This window comes from Janthinobacterium rivuli, assembly GCF_029690045.1.
Lineage (GTDB): Bacteria > Pseudomonadota > Gammaproteobacteria > Burkholderiales > Burkholderiaceae_D > Janthinobacterium > Janthinobacterium rivuli.
On sequence record NZ_CP121464.1, the window covers coordinates 2381188 to 2398845 of the forward strand.

Annotated in this window: 12 protein-coding genes; 7 read left to right on the plus strand and 5 right to left on the minus strand. The window is 64.7% G+C overall.

Features of this window, described 5'->3' with window-relative positions; genetic code table 11:
• Positions 1-58: 58 nt before the first annotated feature.
• Together P9875_RS10930 and P9875_RS10935 are read right to left on the minus strand one after the other, a co-directional pair.
• The gene (locus P9875_RS10930; RefSeq protein WP_070257772.1) at positions 59-841 is read right to left on the minus strand and encodes a 3-hydroxybutyrate dehydrogenase; all 783 of its coding nucleotides are present in this window, start codon (positions 839-841) and stop codon (positions 59-61) included.
• 92 nt (positions 842-933) lie between these two features.
• Positions 934-1995: an AraC family transcriptional regulator gene (locus P9875_RS10935; RefSeq protein ID WP_278318380.1), complete on the minus strand. Its 1062-nt coding sequence runs from the start codon at positions 1993-1995 to the stop codon at positions 934-936.
• A 165-nt stretch (positions 1996-2160) separates the two neighbouring features.
• On the opposite strand from P9875_RS10935, the gene P9875_RS10940 reads away from it, so the two are divergent.
• From P9875_RS10940 to P9875_RS10960, 5 genes are all read left to right on the plus strand, one after another.
• A complete protein-coding gene (locus P9875_RS10940) occupies positions 2161-3771 on the plus strand; it encodes an FAD-binding oxidoreductase (RefSeq protein WP_278318381.1) in 1611 nt (536 codons plus the stop codon).
• Complete coding sequence (locus P9875_RS10945; RefSeq protein ID WP_278318382.1) at positions 3768-5336, plus strand: glycerol-3-phosphate dehydrogenase/oxidase; 1569 nt, start codon at positions 3768-3770, stop codon at positions 5334-5336. The genes P9875_RS10940 and P9875_RS10945 overlap by 4 nt, the downstream gene beginning before the upstream one ends.
• Positions 5337-5453: 117 nt before the next feature.
• The gene (locus P9875_RS10950) at positions 5454-5681 is read left to right on the plus strand and encodes a hypothetical protein (protein WP_278318383.1); all 228 of its coding nucleotides are present in this window, start codon (positions 5454-5456) and stop codon (positions 5679-5681) included.
• Between the two features lie 4 nt (positions 5682-5685).
• The gene (locus tag P9875_RS10955) at positions 5686-7263 is read left to right on the plus strand and encodes an FGGY-family carbohydrate kinase (RefSeq protein ID WP_278318384.1); all 1578 of its coding nucleotides are present in this window, start codon (positions 5686-5688) and stop codon (positions 7261-7263) included.
• A 249-nt stretch (positions 7264-7512) separates the two neighbouring features.
• Positions 7513-9786 carry a TonB-dependent hemoglobin/transferrin/lactoferrin family receptor gene (locus P9875_RS10960; protein ID WP_278318385.1) on the plus strand — a complete coding sequence of 758 codons (2274 nt, stop codon included), beginning with the start codon at positions 7513-7515 and terminating at the stop codon, positions 9784-9786.
• A gap of 209 nt (positions 9787-9995) precedes the next feature.
• On the opposite strand, the gene P9875_RS10965 is transcribed toward P9875_RS10960, so the two are convergent.
• The 3 genes from P9875_RS10965 to P9875_RS10975 form a co-directional block, all read right to left on the minus strand.
• Positions 9996-11354: a diguanylate cyclase domain-containing protein gene (locus tag P9875_RS10965; protein WP_278318386.1), complete on the minus strand. Its 1359-nt coding sequence runs from the start codon at positions 11352-11354 to the stop codon at positions 9996-9998.
• A 287-nt stretch (positions 11355-11641) separates the two neighbouring features.
• Positions 11642-12835, minus strand: coding sequence for a PLP-dependent aminotransferase family protein (locus tag P9875_RS10970; RefSeq protein ID WP_099402695.1), 1194 nt, complete (start codon positions 12833-12835; stop codon positions 11642-11644).
• 176 nt (positions 12836-13011) lie between these two features.
• Entirely contained in the window at positions 13012-13923 is a 912-nt protein-coding gene (locus P9875_RS10975) for a DMT family transporter (protein ID WP_278318387.1), read from the minus strand.
• Positions 13924-14059: 136 nt separating this feature from the next.
• Between P9875_RS10975 and P9875_RS10980 the strand changes: the two genes are divergently transcribed.
• Entirely contained in the window at positions 14060-15493 is a 1434-nt protein-coding gene (locus P9875_RS10980; RefSeq protein WP_278318388.1) for a PLP-dependent aminotransferase family protein, read from the plus strand.
• A gap of 88 nt (positions 15494-15581) precedes the next feature.
• A complete protein-coding gene (htpG, locus tag P9875_RS10985) occupies positions 15582-17501 on the plus strand; it encodes a molecular chaperone HtpG (protein ID WP_278318389.1) in 1920 nt (639 codons plus the stop codon).
• The last annotated feature ends 157 nt before the right edge of the window (positions 17502-17658 follow it).

Here is a 17658-nt window from a genome sequence, read left to right on the forward strand (position 1 = left end):
GGAACTTTCAGATGCGGTGATGCAGGCGGACGGCGCCGCCTGCCGGAGACGCTACGTGTTATTGCATGTGCCAGCCGTGGCTGACGACGATCGATTGTCCGCTCAGGGCGTTCGACGGGAACGCCGCCAGGAACACGGCCGTTTGCGCCACGTCTTGCGTGGTGGTGAATTCGCCGTCGATGGTGTCTTTCAGCATGACTTTCTTGATCACGTCTTCTTCGCTGATGTTCAGCTGGGCCGCCTGTTCGGGGATTTGCTTGTCGACCAGTGGCGTGCGCACGAAGCCCGGGCAGATGACGTTGGCGCGGATGCCATCTTTCGCGCCTTCCTTGGCCACCACCTTGGCCAGGCCCAGCAAACCGTGCTTGGCGGCCACGTAGGCGCTCTTGAACGGCGAGCCTTCATGCGAGTGCACGGAACCCATGTAGATGATGGCGCCGCCGCGGCCGGCCTTGATCATTTCGCGCATGCAGGCGCGCGTGGTGAGGAAGGCGCCGTCCATGTGAATGGCCAGCATCTTTTTCCATTGCTCGAACGGGTAGTCGACGACGGGGCTGATGATCTGGATGCCCGCATTGCTGATCAGGATATCGATGCCGCCGAAGTGGGCCGCGGCATCGGCCACGCCCTTGTCGACTTGTTCTTCGCTCGAGACATCCATGGCGACGGCAAACGCCTGGCCGCCCGACTGCTTGATTTCCTCGGCCGTCTTGCTGGCCGCTTCCAGGGCCAGGTCGGCGATGACGACCTTGGCGCCCTGTTTTGCGTATTCAATGGCCATTTCCTTGCCGATACCACTGGCGGCGCCGGTAATCAGTGCGACTTTGTCTTTGAGTTGCATATTAATCCTTTGCATTGCGGGTTGGAGTGATCGTGGAAAATCTGACTATGCCAGTATAGCGAGAAAACGGACTGCGCATGCCCCGCGCACGGCTAAACGGCTTGCTGCCTGTCAAGGATTTCCTGTAGCCGCCAGGCGCCGGGATTGGTGCCCGCCCAGGTGCGAAACGCGTGATTGAACGCGCTTTGTTCCTGGTAGCCGAGCAGGAAGGCGATGTCGACCAGTGACAAATGCGGCTCGCGCAGATAGTCGCGCGCCAGGCCGTACCTGGCCTGGTCCAGCAAGGCCTGGAAACTGGTACCCGCGTCGGCCAGCTTGCGCTGCAAGGTGCGCGGCGTGACGGCCAGGGTGGCGGCAACGGTGGCCAGCCGCGCCGAACCGTGGCGCAAGCCCGCCACGATGGCCGCGTGCACTTGCGCGTCGATGGCGCCGCCGGTGTCCGCTTCTGCCTGGCGCTGCGCCAGCAATTGTTCCGCATGCTGGCACAGCACGGGGTACAGGCTGACGTCGGCGTTTGGCACGGGCCAGTCCAGCAATTGCGCATCGAAGGTGGCCGTGTTGGCGGCGGCGTTGAAATCGGGCAGGCTGCCCAGCACGCGCACGTATTCGTCGCGGTGGGCCGCGTGGCGCAGCAAGTCGCCGCCGCCATCGTGGCTGAACGCCAGCCGGGCCGGCGGCAGCGGCATGCCGGCCAGCCAGTCGCCGCTGACACGGATGCCGGCAAAGACGCTGTCGACCAAATGCCGGCTGGCGCCCGGGTAATTGCTGGTCCAGCCGTAATGCGCGACGGCGCCATCGCGCTGCAGGGTCGAGCGGCCCAGGTCGTGCGCCAGCCGTTCATAGCGGGCCGTCTGTTCCAGCACCTGGCCCACGTTGCTGCAACTGAGCAGTATCAAGCCATATGCGCTGTACGTGCCCATGCGCACCCGCTGGCCCACGTGCAGGCCGAAATGTGCATCGCCCGCCAGCTGCGCGCCCGCATCGAGCAGGCGCACGTAGTCGCGCGCAGGCAGGCCAGGCGCGGACGCTTCCAGATTGTGCGGCGCCACGCCGGCCGCTTGCGCCAGGGTGGCTGCCGCGATGCCGTGCGCGCCGGCCGCTTCCAGCAGCGGCAGCAGATAGGCGCCGGCGACCCGGCCGTCAGTATTTGTCATGATGGAACAATGCGATTGTCATGAAAAACCAATACCCTTCGTCTGTGGCGGCATATGCTATCGATCAAGCAAGAAAATCAAGCAAGAAAATCAAGCAAGAAAATCAGGCAGGAACAGTATAGCAAGCCGCCGTGGCGCGCAACTGGCCGAACACAGGGGATGTCGATGCAACGCTGGAATGGCTGGGGAGATGAAAGCATCACGTATGCGCTGAGCGAGGACGCGCTGGCGTTTTTGCGCGAGCGCCTGGGGCCGGGCAGCGCCATTGCCGATGCCACCTTCGACGACGCCTGCGCGCAAGTGCCCGCCTCGCGCCTGGCGCCGCATCCGCTGATCGACACCACGCCTGCCACGCGCGTGCGCCATGCGCTCGGCCAAAGCCTGCCCGACTGGTTTAAATTGCGCCATGGCCGCATCGGCGCGGTGCCCGATGGCGTGGCCTTTCCCGACAGCGCGCTGCAGGTGCGCCAGCTGCTCGCGTATGCGCGTCAGGCGTGCGTGGCCGTCATTCCGCACGGTGGCGGCACCAGCGTGGCCGGGCATTTGACTGTAGCGGCAGGACCGCGTCCCGTGCTGTCGATCAGCCTCGCGCGCCTGTGCGCGCTGGGCCACCTGGACCGCGAAGCGCAACTGGCCACGTTCGGCGCGGGCGTGTATGGCCCCGACCTGGAAGCGCAGCTGCGCGCGCAGGGCTACACCCTCGGTCATTATCCGCAGTCGTTCGAATATTCGACCCTGGGCGGCTGGATCGCCACGCGCTCGTCGGGCCAGCAATCGTTGCGCTATGGCCGCATCGAGCAGCTGTTCGCGGGCGGCGAAGTGGAAACGCCGGCCGGCACCTTGCGCATCCCCACGTTTCCCGCGTCGGCGGCCGGCATCGACCTGCGCGAAATGGTGCTCGGCTCCGAAGGGCGGCTGGGCATCGTGACGCAGGCGACGGTGCGCGTCTCGCCGCTGCCGCCTTATGAGGCGTTTCACGCCGTGTTTTTCGCCGACTGGGGCCAGGCGCAGGCGGCCGTGCGGGCGCTGGCCCAGTCGCGCCTGCCCCTGTGCATGCTGCGCCTGTCGAACGCGGTCGAAACGCAAACCATGCTGACCCTGGCCGGGCACAAGAAACTGGTGGGACTGCTGGAACGTTATCTGTCGCTGCGCGGTTGCGGCGAAGGCAAGTGCATGCTGATGCTGGGTGTCAGCGGAGAGGCCGCGCCGGCGCGCGCGGCCCTGCGCGGCGCCCTGGCGCTGGCGCGGCGGCATGGCGGCGTGCACGTGGGACGGCACATGGGCGACAAATGGAAGCAGGGACGCTTTCGCAACGTCTACCTGCGCAATGGCGCGTGGGAGCATGGCTATGTCATCGACACGGTGGAAACGGCCGTCGACTGGCCCCGCGTGGCCCCGATGATGGCGGCGCTGGAGCAGGCGGGTGTCAATGCGCTGGCCGCGCACGGCGAACAGGTGCACGCGTACACGCATTTGTCGCATGTGTATACGCAGGGCGCCAGCGTCTACACCACGTATGTGTACCGGCTGGCGCCCACCTTTGAAGACAACATGGCGCACTGGCGTGCCTTGAAAGACGCGGCCGGCGCCGCCATCGTCGCCAACGGCGGCACCATCAGCCACCAGCATGGCGTGGGCACGGACCACGCGCCATGGCTGGCGGCCGAAAAAGGTGAACTGGGCATCGCCGCCATGCGCGCGCTGCTGCGCCAGTTCGATCCGCAGGGCATGATGAACCCCGGCAAACTGCTGCCTGATGGGGGAGGCCCATTGTGAACCGGGCGGATTTGCCTGGCATCCTGGTGCGCGAGTGGGACGTGCTGATCGTCGGCGGCGGCATCACGGGCGCCGGCATCTTGCTGGAAGCATCGCGGCGCGGTTTGAAGGCCTTGCTGGTGGAACAGCGCGATTTCGCCTGGGGCACGTCGAGCCGTTCCTCGAAGCTGGTGCACGGCGGCTTGCGCTACCTGAAGCAGGGACAGTTCGCCATGACGCGCGAATCGGTGCATGAGCGGCAAGCCTTGCTGACGGATGCGGCGGGGCTGGTCGAGCCGCAGGGCTTTGCCTTTGGCGACTACACGGGCAGGAAGCCAGGGCGGCGCCAGTTCATGCTGGGCCTGGCGATTTATGACGTGATGGCGGGCCGGCGTGCGCGCCGCTATGTCGACGCGGCGGACTTTGCCATGCTGGCGCCGCACATCCGGCGCGACGATCTGCAGGGCGGCATGCTGTACCAGGACGCGAAGACGGACGATGCGCGCCTGGTGCTGCGCGTGCTGCAGGAGGCGCGCCGCCATGGCGGCGTGGCCGTCAATTACCTGGGCGTCGCATCGCTGTTGCGCGAAGATGACAAGGTCGCCGGCGCCACCTTGACCGATGCGGTCGATGGCACGGCATTCACCGTGCGTGCGCGCCTGGTGATCAGCGCCACGGGCGCCTGGGCCGACGCCTTGCGCGGCCAGGTGGGAGAACAGCCGAAACTGCGGCCCCTGCGCGGCAGCCATTTGCTGCTGCCGGCCTGGCGTTTGCCGCTGGCGCAAGCCGTCAGCCTGATGCACCCGCACGATGGCCGCCCCGTGTTTGCGTATCCATGGGAGGGCGTGACCCTGGTGGGCACCACCGATGTCGACCACGGCGCCAGCCTGGACCTGGAGCCGGCCATCACGCGCGGCGAACTCGCATATCTGCTGGCCGCCTTGCGCTGGCAGTTCCCGCAGCTGGCGCTGGGCGAAGACGACGTGCTGGCCACGTTTGCCGGCGTGCGTCCCGTGATCGGCAGCGGCCAGCTTGACCCGTCGAAGGAAGCGCGCGAGCATGCGCTATGGCTGGAAAACGGCTTGCTGACGGTGGCCGGCGGCAAGCTGACGACGTTTCGCGTGATCGCCCTCGATGCCTTGCGCCGCGCCGCGCCGCTGCTGCCGGGCTGGCAGGCGGATTTGCGCCCCTTGCCGATTTTCGACGCTACGCCACCGTTGTCGGGCAAGGCCCTGGTACTCGATGGCGAGCAGCGCGAACGGCTGCTGGGCCGTCATGGCGCGGGGGCGCAGGCGCTGTGCGATGCGGCGCAGGAGGGTGAGCTGGCGCCGATTCCCGGCACGCAGACCCTGTGGGCGCAGCTGCGCTGGGGCGCGCGCAGCGAGGACGTGCAGCACCTGGACGACTTGCTGCTGCGGCGCACGCGCCTCGGTTTGCAGCTGGCTGGCGGTGGGCTTGCTATCATGCCGCGCCTGCGCGCCATCTGCCAGCGCGAACTGGGCTGGGACGACGCGCGCTGGGAAGAAGAACAGCAGCGTTACCTGGCCCTTTGGCGCCGCCATTACAGCGTGCCGCAAGGCGACTGAAAAAGTATAAAAAATAAGGAGAGCATCATCGAGACTACCCTGTTTGGCCAGCCCCTGGAACTGGGCGACGCCCGCATCACCTACGACAGCCTGTCGCCGCTGGACTTGCGCCAGAGCGTGGACGTCCTCGTCGACGACCTGGGTGAAGACCTGCTGCAAATCACGTGCGCGAATGGCGACATCGTCGACGTGGGCTGGTATCCGGCCTGGAATGCACAGGGACGCTTGCGCGTGGTGGCCGTGCGGGGACAGGATTGGGAAGCGCCTGTCTTCAGCGCGCTGCCGGAAAAAGATCCGCAGGCGCTGCTGGCCGCGTTGCGCGCCGCGCTGGCCAGCCTGGGCTGAGGCCATGGCCAGCGCAGCCGGCCAGGGGCCGTACATTCTCGCCATCGACAATGGCACGCAAAGCGTGCGCGCGCTGCTGTTCGACAGGGACGGCAACCTGGCGGCGAAGGCGCAAGTGTTCCTCGAAGCGTATTACTCGGAGCACCCCGGCTGGGCCGAGCACGACGCCGACGGCTACTGGCAAGCCGTGTGCGCAGCGTGCCAGCAGCTGTGGCGCAGCACGGACATCGCCAAATCGTCGGTGGCCGGCGTGGCCGTCACCACGCAGCGCGGCACGGTGGTCAACGTGGATGAAGAGGGACAGCCCTTGCGGCCCGCGATCACCTGGCTGGACCAGCGCAGCACGCGCGACATCCCCCAGTTGGCGCCATGGTGGCGCGCGCTGTTTCGCGCCACGCGTCTCGATGGCACGATCGCGTATTTTCGCCGCGAGGCCGAGATCAACTGGATCAGCGCACACCAGCCCGACGTCTGGCGCCGCACGCATAAATTCCTGCTGCTGTCGGGCTTTTTGAACCACCGCCTCTGCGGACGCTACGTCGATTCGACGGGCTCGCAGGTGGCGTATATTCCCTTCGACTACAAGCGCCATGCGTGGGCCGGGCGCTTCGACTGGAAATGGCAGGCACTTGCCGTTAAACCATCGATGCTGCCGGAACTGGTGGCGCCGGGCACGCGCATGGGCGCCATCACGGCATCGGCCGCCGCGGCGACGGGCATTTTGGAAGGCACGCCCCTGCTGGCGGCGGCCGCCGACAAGGCGTGCGAAGTGCTGGGCGCCGGCTGCGTCGAACCGCAGGTGGCGTGCCTGAGCTACGGCACCACGGCCACCATCAATACGACCAACCGCAAATACGTGGAAGTGACGCGCTTCATTCCGCCGTATCCGGCCGCCATGCCGGGCGCCTACAGCACGGAAGTGCAGATATTCCGCGGCTACTGGATGGTCAACTGGTTCAAGGAGCAGTTCGGCGACCGCGAACGTGCGGCGGCCGCCGAGGATGGCACGGGCTTGTCCGCCGAAGCGCTGTTCGACCGCCTGGTCGAGGCCGTGCCGCCCGGTTCCATGGGCCTGATGCTGCAGCCGTACTGGAGTCCCGGCATCAAGGTGCCGGGGCCGGAAGCGAAGGGCGCCATGATCGGCTTTGGCGACGTGCACACACGCGCGCACATTTACCGCGCCATTCTCGAAGGTCTCGCGTATGCGCTGCGCGAAGGCAAGGAGCGCATCGAGCGGCGCAGCGGCATCGCCATCACGGAGCTGCGCATCGCGGGCGGCGGTTCGCAAAGCGACGCCGCCATGCAGCTGACGGCCGACATCTTCGGCTTGCCAGCCGCGCGCGCCCACGTGTATGAAAGTTCGGGCCTGGGTGCGGCCATCGCCGCCAGCGTGGGCCTGGGCTGGCATGCGGATTTCCCTGCCGCCGTGCAGGCGATGACGCGCAAGGGCAAGGTATTTCAGCCGCATCCCGGGCACCGCAAGATCTACGAGCAGTTGTACCGGCGCGTGTACCAGAAAATGTATGCGCGGCTGCAACCGCTGTACCGCGAGATAGCCGACATCACCGGCTATCCGGAATAGCTAGTCATTAAATCGTATTGCGAATCATTCGCATCCGATATATGATGTGTTCCGCATTTCACTAAGGCAACTTATCCCGGTGACTGCAGTGCGCCGCCGGCCATGCGCAGGCGGCGTGTCCGCGCGGGCAGAGTTCCGCCGCAACGCTTCCTTCAACGCCGCCGCTTGATCGTGCACCGCTGTCCTCTGCCCCTGCATTTTTTCATTCCACAAGCATCGAGCAGCAAGCAAACCCAGGCAAGGATAGCGATGAAGAGCAGCAGCAAACATGGATTGACCCCGCTGGCCGCCGCGCTGGCGCTGGCATTGGGTGGCGCGCACGGCCACGTGTGGGCGGCGGCGATGGCCGACAAGATCGAGAAGGCCGACGCCGTGCAGATGCCCGCCATCAGCGTGTTCGGCGACGCCATCAGCGCCGGCACGGCCGGACGCTCGTACATCAACAGCGCCGACATCGAACGCCAGCAGGCCGACAATGTCGCGTCCCTGCTCGACACCTTGCCCGGCGTGGACCTGGCCGGTACGGCCCGTCCCAGCGGTCAGAGCCTCAATATATGGGGCTTCAATAAAGTGCAGGACGTGAAAGTCATCCTCGATGGCGTGCCGAAGGGCTTTGAAAAATACCGCCAGGGTTCCATCTTCATCGAGCCGGAACTGATCAAGCAGATCGAAGTGAACAAGGGCGCGCATACGAGTTTGTATGGCAATGGCGGCTTCGGCGGCGTCATCACGGTCGAGACCAAGGATGCGCAAGACTTGCTGGAAGGCGGCGAAAAGGCGGGCGCCATGCTCAAGTACTCGCGCCACTCGAACAATGCGGAAAACGACGCCACCGTGGCCGTCTACGGCCGTACGGGAGATGGCCGTTTCGATGCGATGGCCTTCACTACGCAGCGCAAGTCCGATGACCTGCGCAAACCCGATGGCAAGCCATTCCGCTTTTCCGCCATCGATGCGCCATCGAGCCTGGCCAAGCTCAATATCCGGCTGACGCCGGAGCAGCTCTTGACCCTGACGGCGATGAAGAGCGGAAGTTCGGGCTGGGGCCCGTTCGCCGCCATGGGCGAGGACGTGCCCACGCCGACCGAGGCGGAAATCAAAAAATACGGACTGGAAGAGGCGTGGCAGCGCAAGGCCGTGTACCGCGACCAGGACGACGACACCTATTCCGTGAAGTGGCAGTACGCGCCGCAGAACAATCCATGGATCAAGCTGACGGCCAGCGCCGGCTATTCGCACACGGACCAGCATGACAAGCGCCTGCCCTCCGCGTCGCTCGGTTCCTACCTGGGGTCACTGGGCAATGAGAGCTGGGCTTCATATGTGGACCGTATCGTGGAGGTGCGCAACGAAAGTGTGTTTAGCACGGGCGCCGTGTCGCACGTGCTGCTGACGGGACTGCAATGGCACAAGAACGTGCGCGACACCTTGATGTACTACCCGTCGTCGACGGCGCTGAAGGACCCCAGCTACAACTATGGCTACTTCCAGCCCTACTACATGCCGGCTGGGCGCCAGGAAACCACGGGCCTGTATCTGCAGGATGCGATGACGTATGGCGACGTGACGGTAACGGCGGCACTGCGCCACGACAGAGTCGTTTCGGAGGGCGTGCCGAACAAGGCGCCGCGCTACAACAGCCCGCTGGCGGCAGCCGGCCACGACTTCAGCGAAAAGGCACACGAGGACTGGTCGCCGCGCCTGGGCCTGTTCTGGAAGGCATCCAGCACGCTGGCCTTGTTCGGCGACTTGAGCCGCACCTGGCGCGCGCCGACGATCGACGAGATGTATTCGAATGAATATTATGTGTCGTCCAGGCTCGGTTCATCGACGCCGGGCACCAGCCGCGACCTGGCCGTCGAGCGCGTGACGGCCGTGCGCACGGGCGTCATGCTGCATCGGCAAAACGTGTTCATGGAACGCGACGACGTGCAGCTGCGCCTGACGGCGTACCAGAACCGCGTCAGCGACAATATCGGCCCGCGACTGGGCATCCTGATCGAAGGCTATGTGCCGGGATCGGGCAAGGTGCCGCCGGCGCTGTCCGACTACCGCAACCTGGCAGGTTTCCGCACGCAGGGCGTGGAGGTCGAATCCTACTACAACGCGCCGCGCCTGTTTGCCAGCGCCTCGCTGTCAAGGCAGCGCGGCACGCGCAGCGGTTCCCAGCGCGACCCGTGGGGCCAGGACGAACCCGTGTCGACGATTGCGCCGGACAAACTGATGGCGGGCCTGGGCTGGCGCTTGCCCGACCTTGGGGCCACCATGGGCTGGCAGGGCCGCTTCGTGGCAAAGCAGGAGCGCGTCCTGCCGGTGGGGAATGTGTACCGCCTGCCGCCATCGAAAGGCTATGCGCTGCACACTTTGTTCGCGTCGTGGAATGGCCGGCAGGGTGCGTGGCGCGGCACGGAAGTGCGGCTGACGGTGGACAACGTCTTCAACCGCAATTACATGCCCTACTTGAGTGAAGCGGTTACCGGCGTGGGGCGTAATGCGAAGTTGAGTGTGTCGCGTAAGTTTTGATTAGTTTTAAGAATGGCGGGCCGGAGACGCGGGACTGAGAAAATGCCGATGGCAGCGTTGCAGCTTCCTTGCCGTACATGCGTACTGTCTGCGTCGCTGCGCCTTGCCCTCGACATTTTTCAGGTCCGCTTGGCCCGGGGTGCCTTTTTTTGTGACTTGGGCCTACTCCGGGTCCGATGCATTTTCCGTTGAACTCCCAACTTCAAACGTCAACGAAACACCAACGCCTTGACCGTTTCCCAGGCCGCGCTGCCCGACTGCGTGACGCGCACCTGGTTGCGGCCCCCTTCCTTGGCCACGTACAGGGCGCGGTCGGCGGCGACGAACAGCGCTTCGCGGTCGTCCAGCTGGTGCGGGCGGATGGTCGCCACGCCGATGCTGACGGTGATCCACGGCGAGGTGATCGATCTCGGGTGCGGCAGTTGCAGCGCCTCGATGTGCGTGCGGATGGTTTCGGCCAGGTGCAGGGCGCCTTCGGCATCCGTGTCGGCAAACAGCAGCACGAATTCCTCGCCGCCGTAGCGGGCCGCCAGGTCGCCCGGGCGGGCGGCGTGCGAGGCGATCGCTTGCGCCACCTGCTGCAGGCAGCTGTCGCCAGCCGGGTGGCCCAGGCTGTCGTTGTACAGCTTGAAGTGGTCGACGTCGAGCACCACCAGCGACACGGCGCCGCCGACCCGCACGGCGCGCTGCCACTCTTTTTCCAGGAAGCTGTCGAAATGCCGGCGGTTGGCGATCTGCGTCAGCGGGTCGAGGTAGGCGGCGCGCTGCAGCGCGTCTTCCGACTGCTTGTGATGCGTGATGTCGTGCAGCAGGCCGATATACAGGGGCTGGCGCAGGTACATCGGCGTGAGGGTCAGGTCCATGCTCAGCGCCTCGCCATTGCGGTGGCGGATCGCCACTTCGCGCGTGCCGTGGTTGTGCGCCTTTTCCGGATTGGCCGCGTGCATGGCGAAGTAATCGAGGTATTCCTGCGTCACCAGAGGGCTGAGCAGTTCGCCGATGAAGCGCCCGGACAGTTCATTTTCGCGGTAGCCCAGGTACTGGTCGCAGGCCGGATTGGTGTACTGGATGCGGCCGTCCGCCTCGATGATCAGCAAGCCCTCGGCCATGTTGTTGACGATGGTGCGCAGGCGCTCGGCCTGTTCCTGCTGGGTTTCATTGTTGCTGCGGATTTGCAGCTGCGCGCGCACGCGGGCGCACACTTCGGCCATGCGCAGCGGCTTGCTGATGTAATCGACGGCGCCGCAGTCGAAACCGGCCACCACGTCTTCCGTTTCCGTCCTGGCGCTCATGAAGATGACGGGGATGCCCTGCGTCAGCGGGTGCTGCTTGAGGCGGCGGCACGTTTCGATGCCGTCCATGTCCGGCATCAGCACGTCGAGCAGGATCAGGTCGGGGCGGGCGCGCTGGGCGATCGCCAGCGCCCGTTCGCCGGACGTGGCGACATAGGTTTGATAACCCTGTTCGCTCATCAGCTTGCGCAGCACCTCAAGGCTGGCCGGCGCATCGTCGACAATCAAAATGGCGGCGTCGCGCCGCTGGTAATGTTCCACACTGCCTGAACTCATTGCTTCCGGCCTTCTCGATGTACTTTGCGCTGCCAGCGTTTGCCGCACTGTCGGTGATGCTGACCGGATTCAAATCGGATACAGCGTTCAAATCATACCGCCTTGCCAATTTTTTGGGTAAAAAATCGACGTTGCGCGAGGCGGAAAATATTATTTTTATACTATTTTTAAAAATAAATACACGCAGTTGCTGTCGTGAAGGCGGTTTTTAGGCGGAAAAGGCGCGTGCCCCCGGCGCCGGGGGCAGCTGGGACACGCCCCGCAGCTGCGGGGCGTGAAGAGGCGAGTTACATTTTTGCGGCGATCAGCTTGCCCAGGATGGCGATGCCTTCGCGGATGCGTTCCGGCGGCACCGTCACGAACGACAGGCGCAGGGTGTGCGTTTCCGGCGTGTTCGCGTAGAACGGCGCGCCCGGCACGAATGCCACTTTATTGGCGATGGCTTCATCGAGCAGTTTCATCGCGTCGATGTGCTTCGGCAGGGTGACCCAGATGAACATGCCGCCTTCCGGCTTGGTCCACGTGACGCCGGCCGGGAAGTGCTCTTCCAGCGCCGACAGCATGGCCTGGCACTGGTTGCCGTACAGGCTGCGGATGCTGGGGATATGGCGGTCCAGGAATCCATCCTTGATCACTTCATGCACGACCATCTGCGTCAGCTGCGAGGTGTGCAGGTCGGCCGCCTGCTTGGCCAGCTCCAGGCGGCGTACCAGCGGCATTGGCGCCACCACGTAGCCGAGGCGGATGCCTGGCGTGAGCACTTTCGAGAACGAACCCATATAGATGACGCCATCGGGATTCATGTTGATCATCTTCGGATACGGCTCGCCGCTGTAGCTCAGGGCGCCGTACGGATCATCCTCGATCAGCGGCAGGCCGTGGCGGGCGCAGGTTTCCACCAGTTCCACGCGGCGCGCCACGGACAGGCTGCGGCCCGTCGGGTTCTGGAAGTTCGGCAGCGCGTACAAGAGGCGCGCGCCATCGGCGACGGGGTTGATCGACGACGGCACCAGGCCTTCATCATCGGTGTCGACGGAAACGAATTCGGGACGGTAGACGGAAAACGCCTGCAGGGCGCCCAGGTAGCTGGGGGTTTCCACCAACACTTTGCTGCCTTCGTCGATCAGGACCTTGCCCAGCAAGTCCAGCGCCTGTTGCGAGCCGGACGTCATCAGCACTTGTTCCGGCATGATGGTGCCGCCATTACCCGAGAGCGAGTCGGCGATCCACTGGCGCAGCGGCAGGTAGCCGTCGGTCGGGCCGTATTGCAGGGCGACCTTGCCATTGTTCGACAGGACTTTGTCGAAGGCCGTCTTCATTTCTTCCACGGGGAAGGTGGCGGGCGAGGGCAGGCCGCCGGCAAACGAGATGATCTCGGGACGCTGCGTGATCTTCAGGATTTCGCGGATGAACGAGCTTTGCAGCTGTTCCGCGCGTTCGGCAAAGCGCCATTGGATCGGATTCGGATTTTCAATTTTCATACGAGTCTCACAGAAGATGCCGAGCTGCGCCGGCTGGATTTGTTGGCCCGCTTGTGGCGGTGCTTGCGCAAGCGGCGCCGGATAGGCGTCGCCATGGTGCTGCGGTATTGTACGGCCTGCACGCCGCCGTGCCCATCCGCACGCGCAAGGGCGTTGCAAATGGGCGTCAGGGAGCGTTACTTCAGCTTGCGCCCGATCCCCACCACGGCGATCACGGCGCCGGCAAACAGCAGGCTTTCCCCCGTCAATGGCTCATTCAGCAGCAGCGCCGCGCCCACCAGGGTGAGGAAAGGCTGCAGCAGCTGCGTCTGTCCCACGCGCGCCACGCCGCCCAGCGCCATGCCCCGGTACCAGAAAAAGAAACCGATAAACATGGAAAACACGGAGATGTAGGTAAAACCCAGCCAGGCCGCGCCGCTGGCCTGCGCCATCAGCGCGCGCTGCGGCCAGGCGTTCCACAGCACCACGGGTAGTACGAAAGGTACGGCCAGCAGCAGCGCCCAGGAAATCACATGCTGGCCCGGCATCGCTTGGGCCAGGCGTCCGCCTTCCGCATAGCCGAGTGCGGCCAGCAGCACGGCGGCAAAGATCAGCCAGTCGGCCAGGTGGAAGCTGCCGCCGCCCTGGCGCAGCGCGAACGCCACCACCAGCGCCGTGCCGAGCAGGGCCATCAGCCAGAATCCCGGCGAGGGGCGTTCCTTGCCGCGCAGCACGGCAAACACGGCCGTGGCCAGCGGCAAAATGCCCACCAGCACGGCGCCGTGCGAAGCGGGCAGGCTGCGCATGGCGATCGACGTCAGCCACGGAAAGCCCAGCACGCAGCCCAGCGACACGAGCGCCAGCGGCAGCCATTGCTCGCGGCGCGGCAGGGGCGCGCGCTGCTGCCACAGCCACAGGCCGGCCAGGCAGGCGGCCACCAGGGCGCGGCCCAGGGCGACAAAGGTGGGGTCGAGTTCGGCCACGGCCAGCCGCGTAAAGGGCAGGGTCAGGCTGAAGAGGGCGACGGCGATGAGGCCCAGCAACAGGCCTGTGCGGTCTGCGCCCAGGCGCAAAGGGTGACTGGAGGTGGTGGTGGTGTGCGATGGCATGGCTGTCCTGGTGCGGGTGTGTGAGATAAAGGCGGGCAGATGTGGATGAATGTGCCCGGTACTGCTATCCTAGGGCGCAATAGCAATACAGTACAAATACACTTCTACGCATAATTTCACATACTGTGATGGTCATATGAGCAATACACTCGCCTCTCCGTCTCTGCCCTTGCTGTCGCGCGCCTCGGGCGAAACCCTGATCGACCAGATCACGCGCTCGCTGGCGGCGCGCATCGACGACAAGCTGCTGCGCGGCGGCGCGCGCATGCCATCGATCCGCCAGTGCGCCGCCAGCCTGAGCGTGTCGTGCGCCACGGTGGTGGCCAGCTACGACAAGCTGGTGGCGCGCGGCTACCTGGAATCGCGGCGCGGCGCCGGCTTTTTCGTGCGCGAGCGCTCGCCCCTGAACACGCCGGCGCCGCCCGCTGGCGCGCAGGACGCGGTGGCGCAGCCGATGGACGTGGTGTGGCTGATCCGTAACATGTTTCGCCAGACACCTTCCATCCCCGCGCCCGGCTCCGGCATGCTGCCCGCCGAGTGGCTCGATGGCGAGCTGGTGGCGCGCGCCTTGCGCGACGTCAGCCGCCAGCCCGGCAGTTTGCTGCTCGGTTATGGCGCGCCGCAGGGTTTTTTGCCGCTGCGCCAGCAGTTGCAGCTGAAGCTGGCGGAGCTGGAAATCGCCTGCCCGCCCGAGCAGATCGTCACCACGGTGGGCGTGATGCAGGCGCTGGACCTGGTGGCGCGCGAGTTTGCCCGCCCCGGCGAGACCATTTTCGTCGACGATCCCGCGTACTGGCTGATGTTCGGCGCCTTTGCCGCCATGGGCATGACCGTCATCGGCATCCCGCGCCTCGGGGACGGCCCCGATATCGCCGTGCTGGCCGAGCTGGCGGCCCTGCACCGTCCCAGGCTGTACGTGATCAACTCGGTGCTGCACAACCCCAGTTCGACGTCGCTGTCGGCGGCCAAGGCGTTTCAGGTGCTGCGCCTGGCCGAACAGCACGACTTCCTGATCGTCGAGGATGACATTTATTGCGACATGCATCCCGGTGGCGCGGTGCAGCCGGCCACGCGCCTGGCCGCGCTGGATCAGCTGCGCCGTGTGATTTACCTGGGCGGCTTTTCCAAGAGCCTGGCGGCGAACCTGCGCGTGGGCTTCATCGCCACATCAAATGAGCGGGCGCAGCGCCTGGCCGACCGCAAAATGCTGGCCACCCTGACCACCAGCGACATCGGCGAGCGCGTCGTCTATAAAATCCTCTCGCAGGGGCTGTACCGCAAGCATGCGGAGCGCCTGCGCGCGCGGCTCGACAAGGTGCGCGACGGTACCTACCGCAAGGTCGAGCGGGCGGGTTTACGTTTCGAGCCGGCATCGGCCGGCATGTTCGTGTGGGCCGATGCCGGCTGCGACACGAATGTCCTGGCCGAAAAGGCGCTGGCCGAGGGGCTGGTGCTGGCGCCGGGCAGCCTGTTTTCGCCGCGCCAGCTGCCGTCGACGCGCATGCGCCTGAACCTGGCCACGGTGCAGGACGAGCGCATCTGGGCGTTTTTCGACCGCGCACTGGGCTGAAACAGCACATTTTTCGGGAGCTCTTGAAATCGCTTGTACCATCCCCAACTCCGTAGAATCCGTCCATCCACAAGACTATGAGGTAAAAATGGCTGTCTCCGAAAAGCAAACCCTGGGTTTTCAGACCGAAGTGAAGCAAATGCTGCACCTGATGATCCATTCCCTGTACTCGAACAAGGAAATCTTCCTGCGCGAATTGATCTCGAACGCGTCCGACGCGGCCGACAAATTGCGCTTTGAAGCGATCGATAACGACGCCCTGTACGGCAACGATCACGAATTGAAGATCAAGGTCAGCTTCGACAAGGATGCGCGCACCATCACCATTTCCGACAACGGTATCGGCATGACCCGTGACGAGGCGATCTCGCACCTGGGCACCATCGCCAAGTCGGGCACCAAGGAATTCTTCGGCAAGCTGTCGGGCGACCAGCAGCAGGATGCGGCCCTGATCGGCCAGTTCGGCGTGGGCTTCTATTCGGGCTTCATCGTCGCCGACAAGATCACCGTCGAAACGCGCCGCGCCGGCGCGGACGCCTCCGAAGGCGTGCGCTGGGAATCGGCCGGCGAAGGCGATTACAGCATCGAGACCATCGAAAAGACGGGCCGTGGCACGGACATCATCCTGCACCTGCGCGAAGGCGAGGACGAATTGCTGTCGAGCTGGAAGATCAAGTCCATCATCCGCAAATACTCGGACCATATCTCGCTGCCGATCGTGATGCAGAAGGAAGAGTGGGACGAAGAGAAAAAAGAAACCGTCGTCAAAGACGAATTCGAAACCGTCAACCAGGCCAGCGCCCTGTGGGCCCGCAACAAGGCCGACATCACGCCGGAACAGTACGACGAATTCTACAAGCACGTGTCGCACGACTTCCAGTCGCCGCTCACGCATACGCACAACCGCGTGGAAGGCCGCAGCGAATACACGCAGCTGCTGTACATTCCGGCCAAGGCGCCGTTCGACATGTGGGACCGCAACAAGCGCGGCGGCATCAAGCTGTACGTCAAGCGCGTCTTCATCATGGACGATGCCGAGCAGCTGATGCCAACGTATCTGCGCTTCGTGCGCGGGGTGATCGACTCGGCCGACCTGCCGCTGAACGTGTCGCGTGAAATCCTGCAGGAATCGCGCGACGTCAAGGTGATCCGCGAAGGCTCGACCAAGCGCGTGCTGGGCATGCTGGAAGAACTGGCGAACGCGGACGAGCAGGACAAGAAGGACAAGTACGCCGTCTTCTGGAAGGAATTCGGCCAGGTGCTGAAAGAAGGCATCGGCGAAGACGCGGCCAACAAGGAACGTCTGGCCAAGCTGCTGCGCTTTGCGTCGACCGCCAACGACAGCGACGAACAAATCACCTCGTTCGCCGATTACGTGGCGCGCATGAAGGAAGGCCAGGACAAGATTTACTACGTCACGGCCGACAACTACGCCGCCGCGAAAAACAGCCCGCACCTGGAAATCTTCCGCAAGAAGGGCGTCGAAGTGCTGCTGCTGACGGACCGTGTCGATGAATGGATGCTGTCGTTTATCCAGGACTTCGAAGGCAAGGAACTGGTTTCCGTCGCCAAGGGCGGCCTGGATCTGGGCGCGCTGGAAGACGAAGCGGAAAAGAAAGAGCACGAAGAAACGGAAACCTCGTACGCCGACCTGGTGGGCAAGATGAAGACCGTGCTGGCCGACAAGGCCAAGGACGTGCGCGTCACGTTCCGCCTGACCGATTCGCCAGCTTGCCTGGTGGCCGATGAAAACGAACTGTCAGGCAACCTGCTGCGCATGCTCAAGGCGGCGGGCCAGAGCGCGCCGGAATCGAAGCCGATTTTGGAAATCAACCCGAACCACCCGCTGGTGACGCGTCTGAAATACGAAGATGCCGAAGGCGGCAAGTTCGGCGACTGGGCCAACATCCTGTTCGACCAGGCCATGCTGGCCGAAGGCGGTTCGCTGGCCGACCCGGCCAGCTTCGTGAAACGCCTGAACGAATTGCTGCTCAATTCGGCGAAGTAATTCCCTTGCCGTAATCCGACACGGCGGCTGATGCATCCAGGCCGGCCCTTTCCTCGCGAAAGGGCCGGCTTTTTCATGCGTGACGTTCAGCGCCGCATGCGCGTGCCTCAAGCCCTGGCCGCGGCGACTTCAGGCATAATTGCCCCTTGTTGAATTT